Source organism: Plantactinospora sp. BC1 (assembly GCF_003030345.1).
Lineage (GTDB): Bacteria > Actinomycetota > Actinomycetes > Mycobacteriales > Micromonosporaceae > Plantactinospora.
The window spans coordinates 2657180-2674882 of the sequence record NZ_CP028158.1; the positions used below are offsets into that span (position 1 = coordinate 2657180).

General features: G+C 67.9%; 17 protein-coding genes. 10 read left to right on the forward strand and 7 right to left on the reverse strand.

The genetic code is table 11. The features are described 5' to 3' along the window. Positions 1-39 precede the first annotated feature (39 nt). The 4 genes from C6361_RS11235 (at position 40) to C6361_RS11250 (ending at position 4214) form a co-directional block, all read left to right on the forward strand. A complete protein-coding gene (locus C6361_RS11235; RefSeq protein ID WP_234359446.1) occupies positions 40-870 on the forward strand; it encodes an ABC transporter ATP-binding protein in 831 nt (276 codons plus the stop codon). Between the two features lie 9 nt (positions 871-879). Then, positions 880-1641, forward strand: a complete 762-nt coding sequence (locus C6361_RS11240; protein WP_107257559.1) for an ABC transporter permease — start codon at positions 880-882, stop codon at positions 1639-1641. A 44-nt stretch (positions 1642-1685) separates the two neighbouring features. After that, positions 1686-2543 (forward strand): MerR family transcriptional regulator, encoded by an 858-nt coding sequence (locus C6361_RS11245; protein ID WP_107267697.1) that lies wholly within the window; start codon positions 1686-1688, stop codon positions 2541-2543. Positions 2544-2879: 336 nt separating this feature from the next. Further along, positions 2880-4214 (forward strand): serine hydrolase, encoded by a 1335-nt coding sequence (locus tag C6361_RS11250; RefSeq protein ID WP_107267698.1) that lies wholly within the window; start codon positions 2880-2882, stop codon positions 4212-4214. Between the two features lie 106 nt (positions 4215-4320). Here C6361_RS11250 and C6361_RS11255 read toward each other — a convergent pair whose 3' ends face one another. Beyond that, positions 4321-5181, reverse strand: a complete 861-nt coding sequence (locus C6361_RS11255) for an SDR family oxidoreductase (RefSeq protein WP_107257563.1) — start codon at positions 5179-5181, stop codon at positions 4321-4323. A 128-nt stretch (positions 5182-5309) separates the two neighbouring features. Between C6361_RS11255 and C6361_RS11260 the strand changes: the two genes are divergently transcribed. Beyond that, on the forward strand, positions 5310-5912 hold the full coding sequence (locus C6361_RS11260; RefSeq protein ID WP_107267699.1) for a TetR/AcrR family transcriptional regulator: 603 nt from the start codon (positions 5310-5312) through the stop codon (positions 5910-5912). A 57-nt stretch (positions 5913-5969) separates the two neighbouring features. Here the strand turns inward: C6361_RS11260 and C6361_RS11265 are convergent, their stop codons facing one another. Continuing rightward, positions 5970-6275 (reverse strand): hypothetical protein, encoded by a 306-nt coding sequence (locus C6361_RS11265; RefSeq protein ID WP_107267700.1) that lies wholly within the window; start codon positions 6273-6275, stop codon positions 5970-5972. Beyond that, entirely contained in the window at positions 6272-6589 is a 318-nt protein-coding gene (locus tag C6361_RS11270) for a DivIVA domain-containing protein (RefSeq protein WP_107270891.1), read from the reverse strand. Before C6361_RS11270 ends, C6361_RS11265 begins: the two co-directional genes overlap by 4 nt. A 317-nt stretch (positions 6590-6906) precedes the next feature. On the opposite strand from C6361_RS11270, the gene C6361_RS11275 reads away from it, so the two are divergent. From C6361_RS11275 to C6361_RS11290, 4 genes are all read left to right on the forward strand, one after another. Continuing rightward, on the forward strand, positions 6907-7146 hold the full coding sequence (locus tag C6361_RS11275; RefSeq protein ID WP_107267701.1) for a winged helix-turn-helix domain-containing protein: 240 nt from the start codon (positions 6907-6909) through the stop codon (positions 7144-7146). 261 nt (positions 7147-7407) lie between these two features. Then, positions 7408-10899: a DEAD/DEAH box helicase family protein gene (locus C6361_RS11280; RefSeq protein WP_107267702.1), complete on the forward strand. Its 3492-nt coding sequence runs from the start codon at positions 7408-7410 to the stop codon at positions 10897-10899. Beyond that, complete coding sequence (locus C6361_RS11285; RefSeq protein ID WP_107267703.1) at positions 10896-12395, forward strand: restriction endonuclease subunit S; 1500 nt, start codon at positions 10896-10898, stop codon at positions 12393-12395. The genes C6361_RS11280 and C6361_RS11285 overlap by 4 nt, the downstream gene beginning before the upstream one ends. Next, positions 12392-13927, forward strand: a complete 1536-nt coding sequence (locus C6361_RS11290) for a class I SAM-dependent DNA methyltransferase (RefSeq protein WP_107267704.1) — start codon at positions 12392-12394, stop codon at positions 13925-13927. Before C6361_RS11285 ends, C6361_RS11290 begins: the two co-directional genes overlap by 4 nt. 32 nt (positions 13928-13959) lie before the next feature. Here the strand turns inward: C6361_RS11290 and C6361_RS11295 are convergent, their stop codons facing one another. The 4 genes from C6361_RS11295 to C6361_RS11310 form a co-directional block, all read right to left on the reverse strand. Beyond that, complete coding sequence (locus tag C6361_RS11295; RefSeq protein ID WP_159079292.1) at positions 13960-14391, reverse strand: hypothetical protein; 432 nt, start codon at positions 14389-14391, stop codon at positions 13960-13962. Between the two features lie 86 nt (positions 14392-14477). After that, positions 14478-14864: a RidA family protein gene (locus C6361_RS11300; RefSeq protein WP_107267706.1), complete on the reverse strand. Its 387-nt coding sequence runs from the start codon at positions 14862-14864 to the stop codon at positions 14478-14480. A 68-nt stretch (positions 14865-14932) separates the two neighbouring features. Next, complete coding sequence (locus C6361_RS11305) at positions 14933-15577, reverse strand: DNA alkylation repair protein (RefSeq protein WP_199853469.1); 645 nt, start codon at positions 15575-15577, stop codon at positions 14933-14935. 199 nt (positions 15578-15776) lie between these two features. Continuing rightward, positions 15777-16550, reverse strand: coding sequence for a hypothetical protein (locus C6361_RS11310; protein ID WP_107267708.1), 774 nt, complete (start codon positions 16548-16550; stop codon positions 15777-15779). Between the two features lie 248 nt (positions 16551-16798). On the opposite strand from C6361_RS11310, the gene C6361_RS11315 reads away from it, so the two are divergent. Next, a complete protein-coding gene (locus C6361_RS11315; RefSeq protein ID WP_107257572.1) occupies positions 16799-17593 on the forward strand; it encodes a hypothetical protein in 795 nt (264 codons plus the stop codon). Positions 17594-17703: the final 110 nt, after the last annotated feature.

The following is a 17703-nucleotide window of genomic DNA, read 5'->3' on the forward strand; positions in this document are numbered from 1 at the left end:
TTGACCCTGACGCTACGTCAACCCGCCATGCTGCCTGTCATGGAATTACCGGCAACAACCAATCGGCCCCAGGGGCCCGCGATCCACGTGCAGGGCCTGGAGAAGTCGTACAAGGAGCTGCGGGTGCTGCGCGGCGTGGATCTCGACGTGGCCCGGGGCAGCATCTTCGCCCTGCTCGGCTCGAACGGGGCCGGCAAGACGACCCTGGTGAGGATCCTCTCCACGCTGCTTCGGGCCGACGCGGGCACCGCCCGGGTCAACGGGTTCGATGTCGCGACCCAGGCCGCCGACGTGCGCGAGTCCATCAGTCTGACCGGCCAGTTCACGGCGGTCGACCAGATCCTCACCGGTCGGGAGAACCTCGTCCTGGTCGCCAGGCTGCGGCACCTGAAAGACCCGGGCGCGATCGCGGATGAGCTGCTGCGGCGCTTCTCGCTGACCGAGGCGGGCGGCCGGCGGGTGGCGACGTACTCCGGTGGGATGCGCCGCCGGCTGGACATCGCGATGAGCCTCATCGGGAATCCGCCGGTCATCTTCCTGGACGAGCCGACGACCGGGCTGGATCCGGAGGCGCGGATCGAGGTGTGGCAGGCCGTCAAGGAACTCGCCAGCGGCGGCACCACGGTGCTGCTCACCACCCAGTACCTGGAGGAGGCCGAGCAGCTCGCCGACCGGATCGCGATCCTGCACCAGGGTCGGATCATCGTCGACGGCACCCTGGCCGAGCTGAAACAGCTACTGCCCCCCGCCAAGGTCGAGTACGTCGAGAAGCAGCCCTCCCTCGAAGACGTCTTCTTCGCGGTCGTCGGCGATGCCGGCGAGGCGGGCAGGGGAAGCCAGGATTTCAAAACCGGGTCGAGCAGGAAGTAAGGAACGACAATGGCCACGCATTTCCTCGCCGACACCGCCGTCCTCACCGGACGGACGATGCGCCACGTCACCCGCAGCCTGGACACCATCATCACGACCGCGATCACACCGGTCGCGATGATGCTGCTCTTCGTCTACGTCTTCGGCGGCGCGATCGACACCGGTTCGGTCTCGTACGTGAACTACATGCTGCCGGGCATCCTGCTCATCACCATCGCGTCCGGCATCTCCTACACGGCGTTCCGGCTCTTCACCGACATGCAGGGCGGAATCTTCGAGCGCTTCCAGTCCATGCCGATCGCCCGCTCGGGCGTACTCTGGGCGCACGTCCTGACCTCGCTGCTGGCCAACCTGATCTCGCTCGTGATCGTCGTGGGCGTCGCTCTCCTGATGGGCTTCCGCTCGGGTGCCGGGGTGCTGGCCTGGCTCGCGGTCGCCGGCATCCTCGTCCTGCTCACCCTGGCGCTGACCTGGCTCGCCGTCATCCCCGGCCTCACCGCGAAGTCCATCGACGGCGCGAGCGCGTTCTCGTACCCGTTGATCTTTCTGCCCTTCATCAGCTCGGCGTTCGTGCCCACCGACACCATGCCCGGCCCGGTGCGCGCCTTCGCCGAACACCAGCCGGTGACCTCCATCGTCAACACGATCCGCGACCTGCTCACCCGGCAACCGGTCGGCAGCGAGGTCTGGACCGCTCTCGCCTGGTGCGTCGGCATCCTCCTGGTCGCCTACCTCTTCGCCAACATCTCCTACCGGCGCAGGATTTCCTGACCCGGCGTCGACGGGGTCGGGGCGGTTGGGGGCAGGATCAGGGCATGCTGACGATCGGTCAACTGGCGGCGTACGCGGGCGTCACGGTGCGGACGGTGCGGCACTATCACCAGGTCGGGCTGCTGCCCGAGCCGGAGCGGGACGCCTCGGGCTACCGCCGGTACGGCGCGACGGCGGTGGTCTCGCTCATCAAGATCCGTACCCTCGCCAACGCCGGAGTGCCGCTGTCCCAGATCGGTCAGATGCTCGACGCCGACGCGTCGACCTTCGCCGAGGCGGTCCAGGAGATCGACGACCACCTGCGCGACGAGATCGAACGGCTGGAGACCAGCCGCAAGCAGATCGCGCAGCTTGCCGTCGGGGACGATCTGGTACTCCCGCCGGAGGTGACCGCCTATCTCGATCGGCTGCGGGAGATGGGGGTGTCGGAGCGGATCGTGCAGGGTGAGCGGGACGGGTGGATCCTGGTCGGGGCCCGCTGGCCCGATCAGATCCGCGAGTTCATGCCCGGAAAGTTCGCGCAGCTCGACGACCCGCGACAGGTCCAGCTCTACCGGGTCCTGTCGGAGATCGTCGACGGCGACCCGTCCGAGGCGGGCGCCGAGTCGCGTCTTGAGGAGGTCGCCGACATCATGGCCGGCCTGTTCGAGCAGGCGTACGCCTCCGGTCAGGCCGATCTCGGCGAGGTGATGGGCGACAGCCTGCCGTTCGACCTGCTGCACGCACTCGCCGTCGAGGCGGACCCCAGGGCGCGGCGGCTGCTGGAGCTGATGCGTGAGCGTGGCTGGACCGGTTGGACCCGGCTGGAGCGGCTGGCGGATTCGCCGGCCCGCACCGCGCCGGGCTCGACCGGCACCGGCCAGAACCGCCGCCACGATCAATCTGGTGGACGTGCGTCCTGAGGCGCTCGGAATCGTCGACCGGGGTGCGGCAAGGGTGCCTTCGTGACCGATCCGAGGAGGTGGCTGCGGAGGCCCATACCCTGCTACGCACACTGTCGAGCTGCCCCGCTTGTGCGCCCGCCCGCCCGCACGGTCGGTCGGTCCCGGGCACAGGAGTGGGCGGTGCCAGGCGCAGGAGTGGTCGGCCCCGGGCCGCGCTGAGGGTTGAGCTGGCGCGTCACGTCGTTTCGCGCGACGGGGGTAGGGCTGGCACCACCCTGCCGGTATCCCAGCCTGGACGCGGGTTGATTAGTCAGCGGCAATGATTCTGCCGGGGAAGCTCGACAGGATCGACGCATGACGACGACGCAGAACAGCACCGGCAGGAAATCCCGACTGGTCAGAATGACGGCGGTCGTGGTGACCGCCGCCGCCGCGCTGACCGCGACCGGTGCCGGCACCGCCGTTGCGGTGGCGGCCGACGAGCGCCCGGCGGCGGCGACCTTCGGCAAGCCCGGCTTCGCCAAGCCCGACTTCGGCAAGCCCGGCAAGCCCGGCAAGAACGACGTGATGGAGGACGTCGCCCGCCGGATGATCGGGGTCGGCCCGCCCGGATTCGCGTCCCGGATCGGCAAGGACCACCGGGTCAGCCGTACGGCCGCCGGGCTCGCGGACATCGCCACCAAGCGACCCATGGCCGCACGCGACCAGTTCGAGGCCGGCAGCAACACCAAGACCTTCGCCGCGGTACTCATCCTGCAACTGGTGGACCGGGGACAGCTCAAGCTCGACGCACCGGTCTCGCGGTATCTGCCGGGCGTCGTGCCGAACGGCGGAAACATCACCGTACGGATGCTGCTCAACCACAGCAGCGGGTTGTACAGCTACACCGCTGACCGTGACTTCATGGCCGGACTGGAGAGCGACCCGCAGCGGGTGTGGACCGATCGGGAACTGCTCGCCGTGGCGTTCAAGCACCAGCCGAACTTCCCGCCGGGCAAGGACTGGTCCTACTCCAACACCAACTACACGCTGCTCGGGATGATCCTGGAGAAGCTGACCGGCAAGAGCCTGCCCGTGCTGGTGCAGCAGCGCATCGCCGGACCGCTCGGCCTGCGGCACACCTACTACGCCAACCCCCGGGCGGTGCGGACCGGGCCGGGCTACGCCCACGGTTACGGGGTCAAGCTCGCCGGCCCGGAGCCGGTCTACGTGGACACGACCGGCTGGCCGATCGGCGGCTGGGGCGGTGCGGCCGGGGCCGTCATCTCGAACACCGACGACCTCGCCCGGTTCTTCTCCGCCGTACTCCAGGGCAAGCTCTTCTCCAAGGCGCAGCTCAAGCAGATGACGACGACGGTCGAGATGCCGGCGGGCTTCGGTATGCAGGGTGGCTACGGTCTCGGGCTGATCCGACTCGACACGACCTGCGGCACGGTGTGGGGCCACGGCGGTGACACCCTCGGACACCACAGCGTCGCGCTGTCGACGGTCGACGGCCGGCGTACCGTGGTCAGCGTCGCCACCGCGGAGCCCTTCGACGCCGAGTCGAACCCCCGCTGGGACCACTACTACCGGGTGGCGATGGCCGCGACCGACGCGTCCGTCTGCGAGATGCTCGACAAGCCGGTGCCGGACTCGGTCCTGAAGGACCTGCACAGCGAGGCTCCCGCCCTGGCCACCGCGAGGTAGCTCCCGCTCCGTACCGTCCACGACGCCTCCCGGCGATCCTCGCCGGGAGGTTCGTCGCGTCCAGGGTCGGGCGAAGCCGCCCAGCCAGCCGCTCCGGCCGTAGCCGTCATTGCGGAACTTCGGTCGCGGCGACGGCCTGCTCGGCGGCCCGGCTGACCCGCTCCCAGCCGGCCCAGGTCTGCATTCTCCGGCGGGAGATGTCGAACGCCAGGTCGTAGACCATGCTGCCGAGCAGCAGCCGCAGCGGCGGGTCGTCGCTGTCGACCAGCTTCAGCAGCGCCTCGGCGGCCAGCCTGGGGTCGCTGTCGATCGAGCCCTCCGCCCACTGCCGCTCCAGTTCGGCGCGGAGCGGCGCATACTCCGCCATCGGGGTGGTGGCGGTCATGCTGGTGTACAGGTCGGTCCAGTACCCGCCCGGCTGCACGATGCTGACCTTGACGTCGAAGGCCGCCGCCTCCATCGCCAGGGCCTCGCTCATGCCTTCCAGCGCGAACTTGCTCGCGCTGTACATCCCGGTGCTCGGGAAGCCACCGAGCGCGGCGATGCTGGAGATCTGCACGATGTGGCCGGCCCGTCGGGCACGCAGGTGCGGCAGTACGGCCTGGCTGACCCAGAGTGCGCCGAAGAGGTTGACCTCGAACTGGGCCCGGGCCTCGGCCTCGGTGAACTCTTCGAGCATGCCCATCGACATGGTGCCGGCGTTGTTGACGACGATGTCGAGCTGGCCGAAGTGCTCGACCGCGGTGGCGACGGCGGCGATGACCGCCGCCCGGTCGGTCACGTCGAGCGGCAGGGCCAGCAGGCGGTCACCGTGCCGCTGGGCGAAGTTGTCCCGGGCGATGCTCCGGGCCGCCGCGACCACCCGGTCACCGCGGTCGAGGGCGGCGACGGTGAAGGCGCGGCCGAGACCTCGGCTGGCGCCGGTGATGAACCAGGTACGCGGTGCGGCAGTGGGTGAGGTGCGCATGAACGGGGCTCCATTCGTTTCACTTTCAAGACGAGACGGTCCGTCTCGTTCTGCTGACGACGGTAGGCCACCCGGCGGTGCTCGTCAAGAGACGAGACGGTTCGTCTCGTCGTTGGTATGGTGATCCCATGACGCCCAACACGGCCCGCCGCAGAGAGGCGTCCCGGCGCGCCATCCTCACCGCCGCGTTCGAGCTGATGCAGGAGGTCGGCTACGCCAAATTCAGCATCGAGGGGATCGCCGCCCGTGCCGGCGTCGGCAAACAGACCATCTACCGCTGGTGGCCGTCCAAGGGTGCGGTTCTCTTCGACGCCTTCCTCGTACTCAGTGAGGGCAACGAGGGCGAGCCGCCCACCCTGCCGGACACCGGCGACCTGGAGGCCGACCTGACAGCGGTGCTGCGCGCCACGGTCGACGAGCTGAACGATCCGCGCTACGAGCAACCGATGCGCGCCCTGGCCACCGAGATCGCACACGACCCCGAGCTGGCCGCCGCCTACGCCGAACGGCTGGACGGGCCGTTGAAGGAAGCCAAGCGGCAGCGGCTGCGCAGCGCCCAGCAGGTCGGACAACTCGCCGAGGACCTCGACCTCGACGTGGCCGTGGAGCTGATCTGGGGGCCGCTGCTCAACCGCTGGCTGCAACGCAGCGGACCCCTCACCCCCGACTACGCCGACCGGGTCGTCGCCACCGCCCTCAACGGCCTGCGCCCCCGCCACTCCGGCGACTGAGCCGACGCGGCCGGTGGTGCGTCCCCCCGCAGGTGACGGTCCGCGCCGGGGACACGTTCAGCAATCGTCGGGGTCGATCCGCTGACAGTCGTCGATGTGGCCGGCCCGCAGCGGGCACCGCCCGCCGCCGTCGAGCGGCCGGTCGCAGAAGACCGGGTGCCGCAGCGTCGGATCGCCGGCCGGGGCAACGGTCGTCTCGCCGAGGACCAGGTCGGGCAGGAAACGCAGCGACCGGGCGAGGGTACGGGCCAGCAGCTCCGCCGCCGGCAGGTCCGCGCTGGTGACGGTGAGATGGACGACGTACCGCTGGCGAGGTCTGGTGGTCGCCGGCCCGTCGGCGGCGGCGGTGGTCTCCCGGCTCACGCCCGGTTCGCCCGCCGGTAACGGGCCTGCCAGTCCCGCAGGGCGTTCTTGATCCGGCTGTTCTCGGTGCGGGTCCGGGCAAGCTCGGCCCGGACCTCGGCGAACTCGTCCGCGACCCGGTAGAGGAAGGCCCGCACCTCCTCCGGATCGAGCCCCCGACGCACGCCGGAAAACCGCTGGAAGCGGATCTGACCGGCGGTCAACGGCGGGTACGCGACCCGGGCATAGTGGCTGCCGGCGTTCGGTGGCCCGGCCGGGGTGGTCGGCGGCGGTGGGGCCGCCGCCGGGAAGAGGGATCGGAACAGTCTGCGCATGCGGAGCACCTTTCCGAGGTTGGGATGGGTGGCCCGGCTCGCCGATCGGGAGTCGCGCGCCGGACCACCCGCCCTGCGGACCGCAGCCTCGACCAGCGGCGGTACGGCCACAGGGCCGCCTGCGAGGGGGCCGGGACGGGTGGTTCCTTTCCTGTCGTAACCCGCCCCGACCTGGGGGTGAGCGCTCCTAGCTGCCACGCGAGGAGTACCCGCGGACCAACTTAAGCATTGAAGCCATGAAAGGCAAGACAGTTGGCTTCCTCTTGTAAAAATCCATCGGCTCGTGATCAGATTGGAGGTGCCACGCGAGGAGTGCCATGCCAGCGACCCCGGACTACATCCGGATCTCGGATGAGATCGTCGCCGACGTCAGATCTGGGAAGTACAAGCCAGGTGACAAGCTGCCGTCGATCGCTGAACTGTGTCAGCAATACAAGGTCAGCTCGTCGACAATTCAACTTGTCTTCGTCCGCCTGGAGGCGATCGAGGCAATCCGGCGGCACCAGGGCAAGGGTGTCTTCGTGACCGATCCGAAGACCTGGCTGCGGAAGCCCTGACGGTGGCTCCGCCACCGAAGCCACTGCTTGCGTGACTGATCGGTGTCGGCTTTTCGACAGTGCGAGAGCGGCTTGACGGGTGCGTCGGGGCGCCACGTACTCATTTGATCAACAACGGTCTTGAGCAGGCGATATTCATGAGCCTCGTAAGGGGCGAGTGGCCTCGCGGCTCTTAGTTGTGGGTCGTTCGTGGGTCTTCAGCCGGGATCGATGCCCACTATCCTGACCTGTTCGCCGACGGCTACGGAGCGAGTGGGACTCATGGATCCTCGGTACATACGCAAACTGGCGGAGCAGTCTGCCAACTTCGGCTTCTTGCAGCCGCACCCACTGCTGCTCTGGTACGGCGCCGGCGCCGAGTCACTGATCTATGTGGACGCTCAGTCGGCGATGTTCAAGACCCGTGCCTTCGGCGAGGTGATGGCTCGGGAACTGGTACGCCGGACTGGTGCGCAGCCGGTGAGCAGCAGTTTTTACCACCAGGTGCAGGCGCTCAACGCCAGTGGCGCACTGGTGCCGCACATCTCCGCCGCCTTCGACCGGCTGCGAAAGGTCGGCAACAAGGCGGTACACGATCACCTGGGAGAGGTCCGCGACGCTCTCGTGCTGCTGCGTACCAGCTTCGAACTCGGCGTGTGGTTCCACCGTGCGCTGACCGGGGACCGTACGCCGATCGGGTTCGTACCGCCGAGCCCGCCGCCGCAGCAGGTCCCGCAGACGGTGGTGGACGGGCTGCACGCCGAGCTTCGGCGCTACAAAGAGGAGTTGGCACAGACGAAGCTGTTGCTGGTCGGCAAGCCGTCGCTGGCTGTTGCCAAGGCGGACGCGGTCGCGGCGGCGGATCAGGCGGTGCGGGAGGCGGACGCGCGCCGCGAGACGACCGTCGACCTGGTGGCCACGCTGGAGGCGCAGGCCGAGCACGCGCAGCGCGAGTTCGACAACGCCAAGCCGGTCAAGGTTTCGGCGGCCAAGCGGGAGGAGTTCATCTCCCGAGCCCGCCGGGCATCGCGGGAGCCGCTCAACGAGTTGCAGACCCGGGAGGAGATCGACCGCCAGTTGACGGCGGCCGGTTGGGTCGTCCAGAACGAGAACCAGCTCAACCTCTTCGCCGGGCAGGGCGTGGCCGTCCGCGAAGTCACCCTCGCGACCGGCCGGGCCGACTATCTGTTGTACGTCGACCAGCAGCTCGTCGGCGTCATCGAGGCGAAGCGGGAGGGCACCGCACCTCGGGGCGCGGAGGCGCAGCTCGACCGCTACCGTGGCGGGCTGACCGCCGAACAGCGGATGCGGGCGTGGCGGCGGGACGCGCCGCTGCCCTTCGGCTACCTGGCCACCGGCACCGAGACGGCGTTCGTGAACGGGTTGGACCCGTCTCCGCGTACCCGGGAGGTTTTTGCCTTCCACCGGCCCGAGACAGTGGCGCGGTGGATGCGGGAGGCCGACGACGACCCGGCGACGCCGACGCTGCGGGCGCGGCTGCGGCGGATGCCGGCGCTCGACGGCGCTGGCCTGCGGCCGGCGCAGGTCGACGCGATCCGGGGCCTGGAGCGGTCGCTGTCGGAGGACCGGCTCCGTTCGCTGATCCAGATGGCGACCGGCGCGGGCAAGACCTTCACCGCCGTGACCGGCAGCTACCGGCTGTTCAAGCACGCGCGGGCGAACCGGATCCTCTTCCTGGTCGACCGCAACAACCTCGGCAAGCAGACCCTCCGGGAGTACGCGGCCTACCAGACGCCGGGGGACGGGCGGAAGTTCACCGAGCTGTACAACGTCGACCGGCTCTCCGGGGCCGGAATGCTCGGCTCGTCCAAGGTCGTCATCTCCACCATCCAGCGCCTCTACGGGGCGCTGTGCGGGCGCGAACTGCCCGACGTCGACCTGGACGACCAGGCGTACGACGACTACGACCTGGACGAGCCGGCCGAGGTGGGCTACAACCCGGAGATCCCGCCAGAGACGTTCGACCTGATCGTGGTGGACGAGTGCCATCGCTCGATCTACGGCAAGTGGCGCGCGGTGCTCGAATACTTCGACGCGTTCATGGTCGGGCTGACCGCGACCCCGGTGAAGCAGACGCTGGGCTTCTTCCAGCAGAACCTTGTCTCGGAATACACCTACGAGCAGGCGGTCGCGGACGGCGTCAACGTCAACTTCGACGTGTACCGGATCAAGACCCACATCACCGAGGCCGGTGAGCGGATCGACGCCGGCACGGTGGTGCCGCTGCGGGACCGGCGGACCCGGGCCGAGCGCTACCAGGAACTGGAGGACGATTTCGCGTACGAGGGCGGCCAGGTCGGGCGGTCCGTCATCTCCCGGGGACAGCTCCGGTTGGTGTTGGAAACCTTCCGGGATCGGCTGTTCACCGAGATCTTCCCAGGGCGGTCGAAGGTGCCGAAGACGCTGATCTTCGCGCGGGACGACAACCATGCCGAGGAGATCGTCAAGATGGTGCGGGAGGTCTTCGCCAAGGGCAACGAATTCGCGCAGAAGATCACGTACGCCTCCCGGCGGGAGGGGAACAACCCGGACGACCTGATCCAGGCGTTCCGAAACAGCCCTGAGCTGCGGATCGCGGTCACCGTCGACATGATCGCCACCGGTACGGACGTACGGCCGCTGGAGTGCGTCTTCTTCCTCCGCCCGGTGCGCAGCGCCACGTACTTCGAGCAGATGAAGGGGCGGGGCGCCCGGACGATCGACCCGGCCGAGTTCCAGGCGGTCACCGAGGACGCCGAGGTGAAAGATCGGTTCGTCATCGTCGACGCGGTCGGAGTGACGGATGCCGAGTTGGACGAGGCCGTACCGCTGGAGCGCCACTCGGAGCGGCAGGTGTCGCTGAGCCAACTGCTCGGCAAGGCCGGACGGCTCAGTGCCACTCCGGACGAGGTGGCTACGCTCGCGTCCCGGCTGTCGCGGCTCAACCAGCAGCTCAGCGAGGACGAGAAGCGCGAGCTGGACGAGTTGGCGGGCCAGCCGATGACCGAGATCGTGCGCGGCCTGGTCGACGCGGTGGCGCCGGAGCAGTTGAACGCCGCCCGTCAGGCCGGCCCGGAGGCGGTACGCGGGCTGATGGCGACCGCGTTGCGGCCTCTCGCCGCCAAGCCGGAGCTGCGGGAGCGGATCATGGAGATCCGGCGGGCACACGACATCGTCATCGACGAGGGCAACGTCGACACCCTGTTGGAGGCCCGTGGCGTACCGCTGGAGGAGCGGGCACAGGTCACCGTGCGGAGCTGGCACGACTACCTGGAGCACCACAAGGACGAGATCACCGCGTTGCAGCTCTTCTACGAGGGGAAGGGACGGGTCGGCTTCGACCAGCTCAAGGAGTTGGCGGCCCGGATCGCCCGACCCCCGCAGGCGTGGACCCCGGACAAGCTCTGGCAGGCGTACGTGCTGTTGGGGCGTACGGCGGCGGAGCCCGGCAACCGGAGCATCACCGACCTGATCTCGCTTGTCAGGTATGAATTGGGGATTGATCGGGAGTTGAAGCCGTACCGGTCGCTGGTCGAGGAGCGCTTCCGAGGGTGGCTGCACCAGCAGCAACAGGGTGGGGCTACGTTCACAGCCGACCAGGTGTGGTGGCTGGAGAGGATCAAGGACGTGATAGCGGTCAGCGTGGAACTCACCCCCGAGGACCTGGACGGCGCTCCGTTCACCGAGCGCGGCGGCGTCGACGGGTACGTGAACGCCTTCGGTACCCGAGCCGCCCCTCTGATCACCGAACTCAACCAGGAGCTGTCGGCGTGAGCGCTCCGTTCGAAATCCCTTCGACCTGGCTATGGTCGACTCTCGGCGAGATTGCCGACGTCGTGGGGGGTGTCACCAAGGACAGTAAGCGGCAGTCCGATCCAAGCTTCGTTGAAGTTCCCTATCTGCGGGTAGCCAACGTTCAGCGAGGTTATCTGGACCTCACGAATGTGGCCACGATTCGGGTGCCTGAGGAGAAGGCTCGCAGTCTTCAGCTGTTGCAAGGCGACGTTCTCCTCAACGAAGGTGGCGATCGTGACAAATTGGGACGTGGCTGGATCTGGGACGGTCAGCTTCCTGTCTGTATCCATCAGAATCATGTATTCCGGGCTCGCGTTCGGGGTGGCGTCCTCCATCCAAAGCTCCTGGCTTGGCATGCGAATGAATTTGGTCAACGCTGGTTCCAGCGAAATGGTCTTCAGAGCGTCAACCTGGCCTCAATCAGTCTCTCCAAGATCAAAGAGTTCCCGGTGCCGCTGCCTCCGCTTGCCGAGCAGCGTCGCATTGTGGCCATTCTCGAAGATTATCTATCGGTTTTTGATTCGGGGGTTGCGCAGCTATCTGCGCTTACCGTCCGCATCAACCGATTTCGTGATCAAGTTATGCTCGCTGCGAGTACCGGTCAGCTCGGCCTGCGCTCCGATCGCGTGACGGCCTGCCGTCCCGCCCCAGCCGGCGTTGATGATGGCGAGCTGCCGCCGATTCCCAAAGCATGGAAATGGCTGCGCCTGCGGGAGATCGCTGACGTTGTGGGTGGAGTCACGAAGGACAGCAAGCGGCAATCCGATCCGAGCTTCGTCGAGGTTCCGTACCTCCGGGTTGCGAACGTGCAACGGGCCCACCTGGATCTTACCGACGTAGCGCATCTCCGGGTGGCGCCACAAAAGGCTGAGCAATTGCGGCTTCAGCCTGGGGACGTGCTTCTCAATGAGGGCGGCGATCGGGACAAGCTTGGCCGAGGCTGGATTTGGGAGGATCAGGTGCCCGGCTGCATCCATCAGAACCATGTATTCCGCGCCCGGATCTACGAGAGGGTCCTTCATCCCAAGTTGCTAGCGTGGCATGCAAACGGGTTCGGGCGACGATGGTTCGAGGTTAACGGCCTCCAGAGTGTCAATCTCGCCTCGATTAGCTTGCGTAAGATGAAAGAATTCCCCGTCCCCGTCCCGCCGTTGGCCGAGCAGCCGCACCTGGTCCAATTGGCCGAGCGGTACCTGTCATTGTTGGACGGGATGGAGAAGGCTATTGGATCTGCGCGTCGTAAAGCTGACGGGCTGAAGGCATCTCTCCTGGCAACTGCGTTCGCCGGTCGGCTCGTACCGCAGGATCCGAACGACGAGCCCGCGTCGGAGTTGTTAGCGCGGATCAGGGCTGAGCGGGCGGCCGTACCGCCTAAGCAGCGGGCGGCGCGCGGACGCCGTACCCAGAAAGATAAGCCGGCGCCGCCGACCAGGGTGATCGGCCGCGACTACCAGCAGGGAGAGCTGCCGCTGTGAGCAACGTTGATTCGCGCCGGCTGGTGCAGAAGCTCTGGAATTACTGCGACGTGCTGCGCGACGATGGCGTGTCAACAATCGACTACGTCGAGCAGTTGACCTTCCTGCTGTTCCTGAAGATGGCCGACGAGCGGGCCAACCGGTCGATCAAGCGGGAGCAGATCGTCCCCGACGAGCTGAGCTGGCAGACGCTGCTGGACGCCGACGGCGACGACCTGGAGGTGCAGTACCGGAAGATCCTGACCGGGCTGGCGCACGAGCCCGGCACCCTCGGCACCATCTTCCGGAAGGCGCAGAACAAGATCCAGGATCCGGCGAAGCTGAAGCGGCTGATCGTTGACCTGATCGACAAGGAGAAGTGGTCGCAGGCGGGTGTCGACGTCAAGGGTGACGCCTACGAGGAGTTGCTCGCCAAGGGCGCCGAGGACACCAAGTCCGGCGCCGGGCAATACTTCACGCCGCGCGCCCTGACCGCCGCGATGGTCGACTGCATGTTGCCGACCCCGGATGACACGATCACCGACCCGGCCTGCGGCACCGGCGGCTTCCTGCTCGCCGCGTACGAGCACATCATGCGCCACCACGGCGCCGCGCTGATGCCCGACCAGCGGCGCCGGCTTGCCAACGGCGCGATCAGCGGCACCGAGCTGGTTGACGGCACCGCCCGGCTGGCGGCGATGAACATGCTGCTGCACGGCATCGGCACCCCCAACGGACCGTCGCTGATCGAGGTGCGGGACGCGCTCGGCAAGAAGCCGGATCGGCGGGCCAGCCTGGTGCTCGCCAACCCGCCGTTCGGGCGCAGCTCCTCGATCCGGATGGTCGGCGAGGACGGCCGGGCGACCCGCGAGGAGCGGGAGATCGAACGCGACGACTTCTGGGCCACCACCGCCAACAAGCAGCTCAACTTCGTCCAGCACATCGCCTCGCTGCTGGAGATCGACGGCCGGGCCGCCGTCGTGCTGCCGGACAACGTCCTCTTCGAGGGCGGCGCGGGCGAGGTGATCCGACGCCGGCTGCTCAAGCAGTACGACCTGCACACCCTGCTCCGGCTTCCCACCGGCATCTTCTATGCCGGCGGGGTCAAGGCCAACGTGCTCTTCTTCGAGCGCAAGCGCGCCCGCGAAGAGCCGTGGACCACCAAGCTCTGGGTCTACGACTTCCGCACCAACCAGCACTTCACGCTCAAGCAGAACCCGCTGCGTCGTGACCATCTCCAGGACTTCGTCGACTGCTACCTGCCCGGCAAGGACCGTGCCGAGCGGGTCGAGACCGAACGGTTCCGGCCCTTCGGATACGACGAACTGATTGCCCGCGACAAGGTCAACCTCGACATCACCTGGCTCAAGGACGCCTCGCTGGAGGACGCCGACGCGTTGCTGCCACCGGAGGTGATCGCCCAGGAGATCGTGGAGGATCTGGAGGCAGCCCTACGCGAGTTCACCGCCATCGCTGAGGCGCTGTCGTCGCGTACGACGACGACCACCGACGGGCCGACGGAGGGCGAGCCGGTGCGGCCGGGAACAACGTGACAGACATCGCGATCGGGTGGCCGCTACCCGCCCTACCGGCTTCGACCTTGGTTCGCGTTCCTGACTCCGGAGAGGACTGCCACAAGGGTCCAGTCCAAGTTGTCTGCCCGACCCGGGTCGGAGACGTCGACTGGAAAGTCCGGGCTGGCGGCGTTGACCTTTCCGGGGCCCTCCTCGGCTTCGATGATTATCCACCGCCCGTCCTGGAGTCGGAAGGTGTACTGGCCGAATTCCGTCGCGTCGACCTCGTCGAGAAGCCCGAATTCGGGGTGTTCGATCAGCTCCACGGTCGCGGAGCGATAGTCCCAGTTGGTACCCAGGTCGTTGGCGAAGACCAGGTCGTAACCGGGCAGGACAGAGCCGTGGTAGAAGGCGAAGCGATCCTGCCGGCCGACCTTCAACGACTGGTCGAGGTTGTACCAAGCCGGCTCCCACAGCGCGAGGAAGGTCACTTCGGTACTCACGCCAGGACTGTAGAACGGACGAGTTCAGCCGCCAACGCGAAATCCAAGGCGTAGCGGCCGTCGGGCTTAACCGGCGGCAGGGCGGCTCAACCCGCCGCGACGACCTCGATTTCGACCAGCCACTCGCTGACCAGCGTCTCGGCGACGATCGCGGTGGTCGGTACGACCCGGCCGCCGAGCGCCGCGACTCGCGCCGCCGCGTTGGCTTCCGAATACGAGGCGTCGCGCAGGTAGCTGGTGAGCCGGACGATGTTGTCGACCGTCATGTCGGCCGAGGAGAGGATGGCGCGGATGTTCGACCAGATCAGGTCGAGTTGCTCGGCGAGGTCGGCGCCCGGTCTGCCGTTGGCGTCCAAACCCATGGTGCCGGCCACGAACAGCAGCCGCTCGGCGCCCCGCACCTCCATGGCGTGCACATAATCCTCGGTGGCCGGGTAGACCCCGTCGATCGGACTGTGTGGAACCAACTGCATTTGATCACCCTAGCGGAGGAGCCGGTGACCTGACGCTGCACGCAAGCCCTGACCGCAGTGGCAGCTTCCTACTTGTCGTGCTGGCGGCGGACCATTTCGTTGATCCAGATGGGCGCGTACGGGGACGTGCAGCCCGGGGGAGTCGGATAGTCCTTCAGCACCTCCAGGCGCTCGCCGATGGCGAGGGCGCGGGCGCGGTGCTCGGGGTGCTCGATGCCGATCTGGGCGAGGCAGTGGTTCATCGCCCACTGGAGGCGATCCGGGGCGTCCTTCATCTCCGCCTCGATGATGTCGAGCAGTCCCGCGAGATCGAGGCCCTCGGGCTTCTTGACGACGCGTTCGCTGGTCAGCGCCCAGCCGGCGCTCGCGACCACCGGATCAGGATCGGCGAACCACGCCAGGCGCAGCTCCTCGGAGTGCGGGCTCTTCTTCACCACGTAGTTAACCAGCCAGTCGTGCACCTTGGGGGTACGCGCCTCGCGCAACATGGTGTCCAACTCGTCCCGCTCGAACGCCTTCGGGCGGCAGATCAGCAGCGCCAGCAGCCGCGCCGCGGTGTCACCGGTTTGCCAGAGCTGGCGCGCGAGGTCCTGCTGCGTCTTCAGCCGCTTCGCGACCGCGCGCAGCTTGCCGAGGTTCACACCGTGATCGTCACCGTGTTTCTCGTTCACCTCGCGCATCTTCGGGTCCTCGAGCGCGGCCAGTTCGGCCATCACCTCGGCGACCGTCGTCCCGGTCAGTGTCGTCCCGGCCACCTCGGCCCCCCTCTCCCTCGCCTGCGAGATGCAGCGTACGTCGGATTGCCCCTGACCGGGGTGAGTCGGCGTGGGCCGGCGGCGGCCTCGGTGGGCGCCCGCAGGGCGCGGGCGGTTCGCACCGCCCGCGCCCCGGACACCGACCGCACCGGAACGGCTACGGCAACTGCCGCAGTGACTCGATCGCCACCGCGCGGCTGGTGTTGGCGTACGACGCGGCTTCGACGGCCGCCGGGTCGATCGGGCCCAACTGCCACTCGCCGAGCCAGTACTGCTCCAACTGGGTCGCGGTGTGGTTGCCGTAGACGGTGCAGGTGTAGGAGCGGATCAGCGGGACGGCGTTCGGCTCCGGATTCGAGTACTGGCAGCTCGGCGCGAGCTTGTCCACGACCTTCTGCAACGCGGCCCGGTACTGGGTACGCAGGTTCGTCGTGCCGAAGCCGGCTCGGGCCCGGGCCACCATCGCGATCGGGAAGAGCGTGACGACCGCGTACCCGACGTCGTCGATCGCCTTCTTGCCGGAGACCGCGTCGAGATAGCTGCTGGCCCGTACCGCGTCGTGGGTGACCTCCTGGGCCCAGTCCTCCAGCGTCTCGTCGGCGAAGTTGTTGATGTCCTCGAACTCGATGACGGCGGCGGTGGCGTCGTCGCGGATGTCGGCCACGGCGATGGCGTCGAGGTGGGCGATCACCGCCGACTCGGCCTGGTTGAGCGCGTTGATGACGTCCTGGGTCATCGCGGCCAGCTCCGCCGGTGACACGTTGCCGTCGCCGGCCCGGCCGAGCAGGTTGAGGGCGAGGTCGAGCATGTCGAGCAGTGAGGTGTTGGTGGTGTCGTCGGGATCGGCGTGTGCCGGCTGGGTGGTCCCGGGCAGCATGACGGCGAGCGCGAGGGCTGTCGCGGCGAACCCGCGCAGCAGTCTGGCTTTCATGGGTTGTCTCCTCTCACCCTGGTGCCGGCAGACTCTCCGATCCGACTGGACCCGTACTGGAGATTCACTGGATCGCCGACCGGAAGGGGACGGGATGCTGCCCGGTCCAGTCCGAGTCCAGTCCGCGTCCAGCGGCCGTCACTAGCGTGCCCGTGACGCCGTCGCGGCGTCGATCAGGCGACACGAGGCGAGACGGGATGGGGCGAGACGGAATGAGACCAGGCGGGATGAAGCGGAGACTGCTGAGGATGACCACCGCGGCGGTGGTGGCGACCGCCGTTGCGGTGCCGGGCGCGGCACGGCCGGCGCAGGCGACGGACCCGGCCACGATCGTCGCGGTGGCCCAGTTCGCGCTACAGGCGTACAGCTATTTCAACAGTTCGGAAGATGGCGGGATGACGATCGAGGAGGCGACCAGCCGGATCATCGTCGAGATCGGCAACACCCGGAACACCATCATCGCCCACCTGGACGGCCTCGCCACCGCCGAGGCGCGGGCCTGTGCCGAGCACCACCTGCTGGAGTTCGCCGACATCGAGGAGTTCTCGCTCAGCCTCAAGCAGCGCTGGGCACAGGACGTCACCTCCTGCGTCACGCTGATCAACAGCCTCTGGGGTTCGGTCGCCACCCTCACCGCCAAGAACCAGCTCGGCATCGCGCTCGGCACCGTCGGCCCGATCGCGCTGGTGGCCCGGGCCCAGGCCCGGTTCAGCACCACCGAACTGAAGAACCTGCTGATCGGCGCCTTCGAGCGGGTACAGCAGCGGTTCACCCCGTACTGCCAGGCGACGCCGAACGTGTCGGAGGAGTACTGGCAGATGAATCCGAACCCGTCCTGGGTCGACGCCTGGTATTCCTGCAAGCCCGCGCCCGAGCCGCCGCACTGGTCGGAGACGGTCGGCAGCTACACCGTCTACGACGTGGGGCTCTGGAGTTGGGGCACCCCGGTGGACTATCCCAACTGGCAGGCCGTCATCGACGGGTCGAAGCGGCTGTCGGCGGCCTCGGTGGCCGATGCGGCGCTGAGTCAGCTCCGCGCCTAGCCGGGCGGCGGTGACCGCGACGGGCGCGGGAAGCTCAGTGCATCGATCCAGGTAGATCCGCAAGCCCACTTTCCGGTTCGGCCCTGCGACAATGGCCGTGCGCCGCCGTG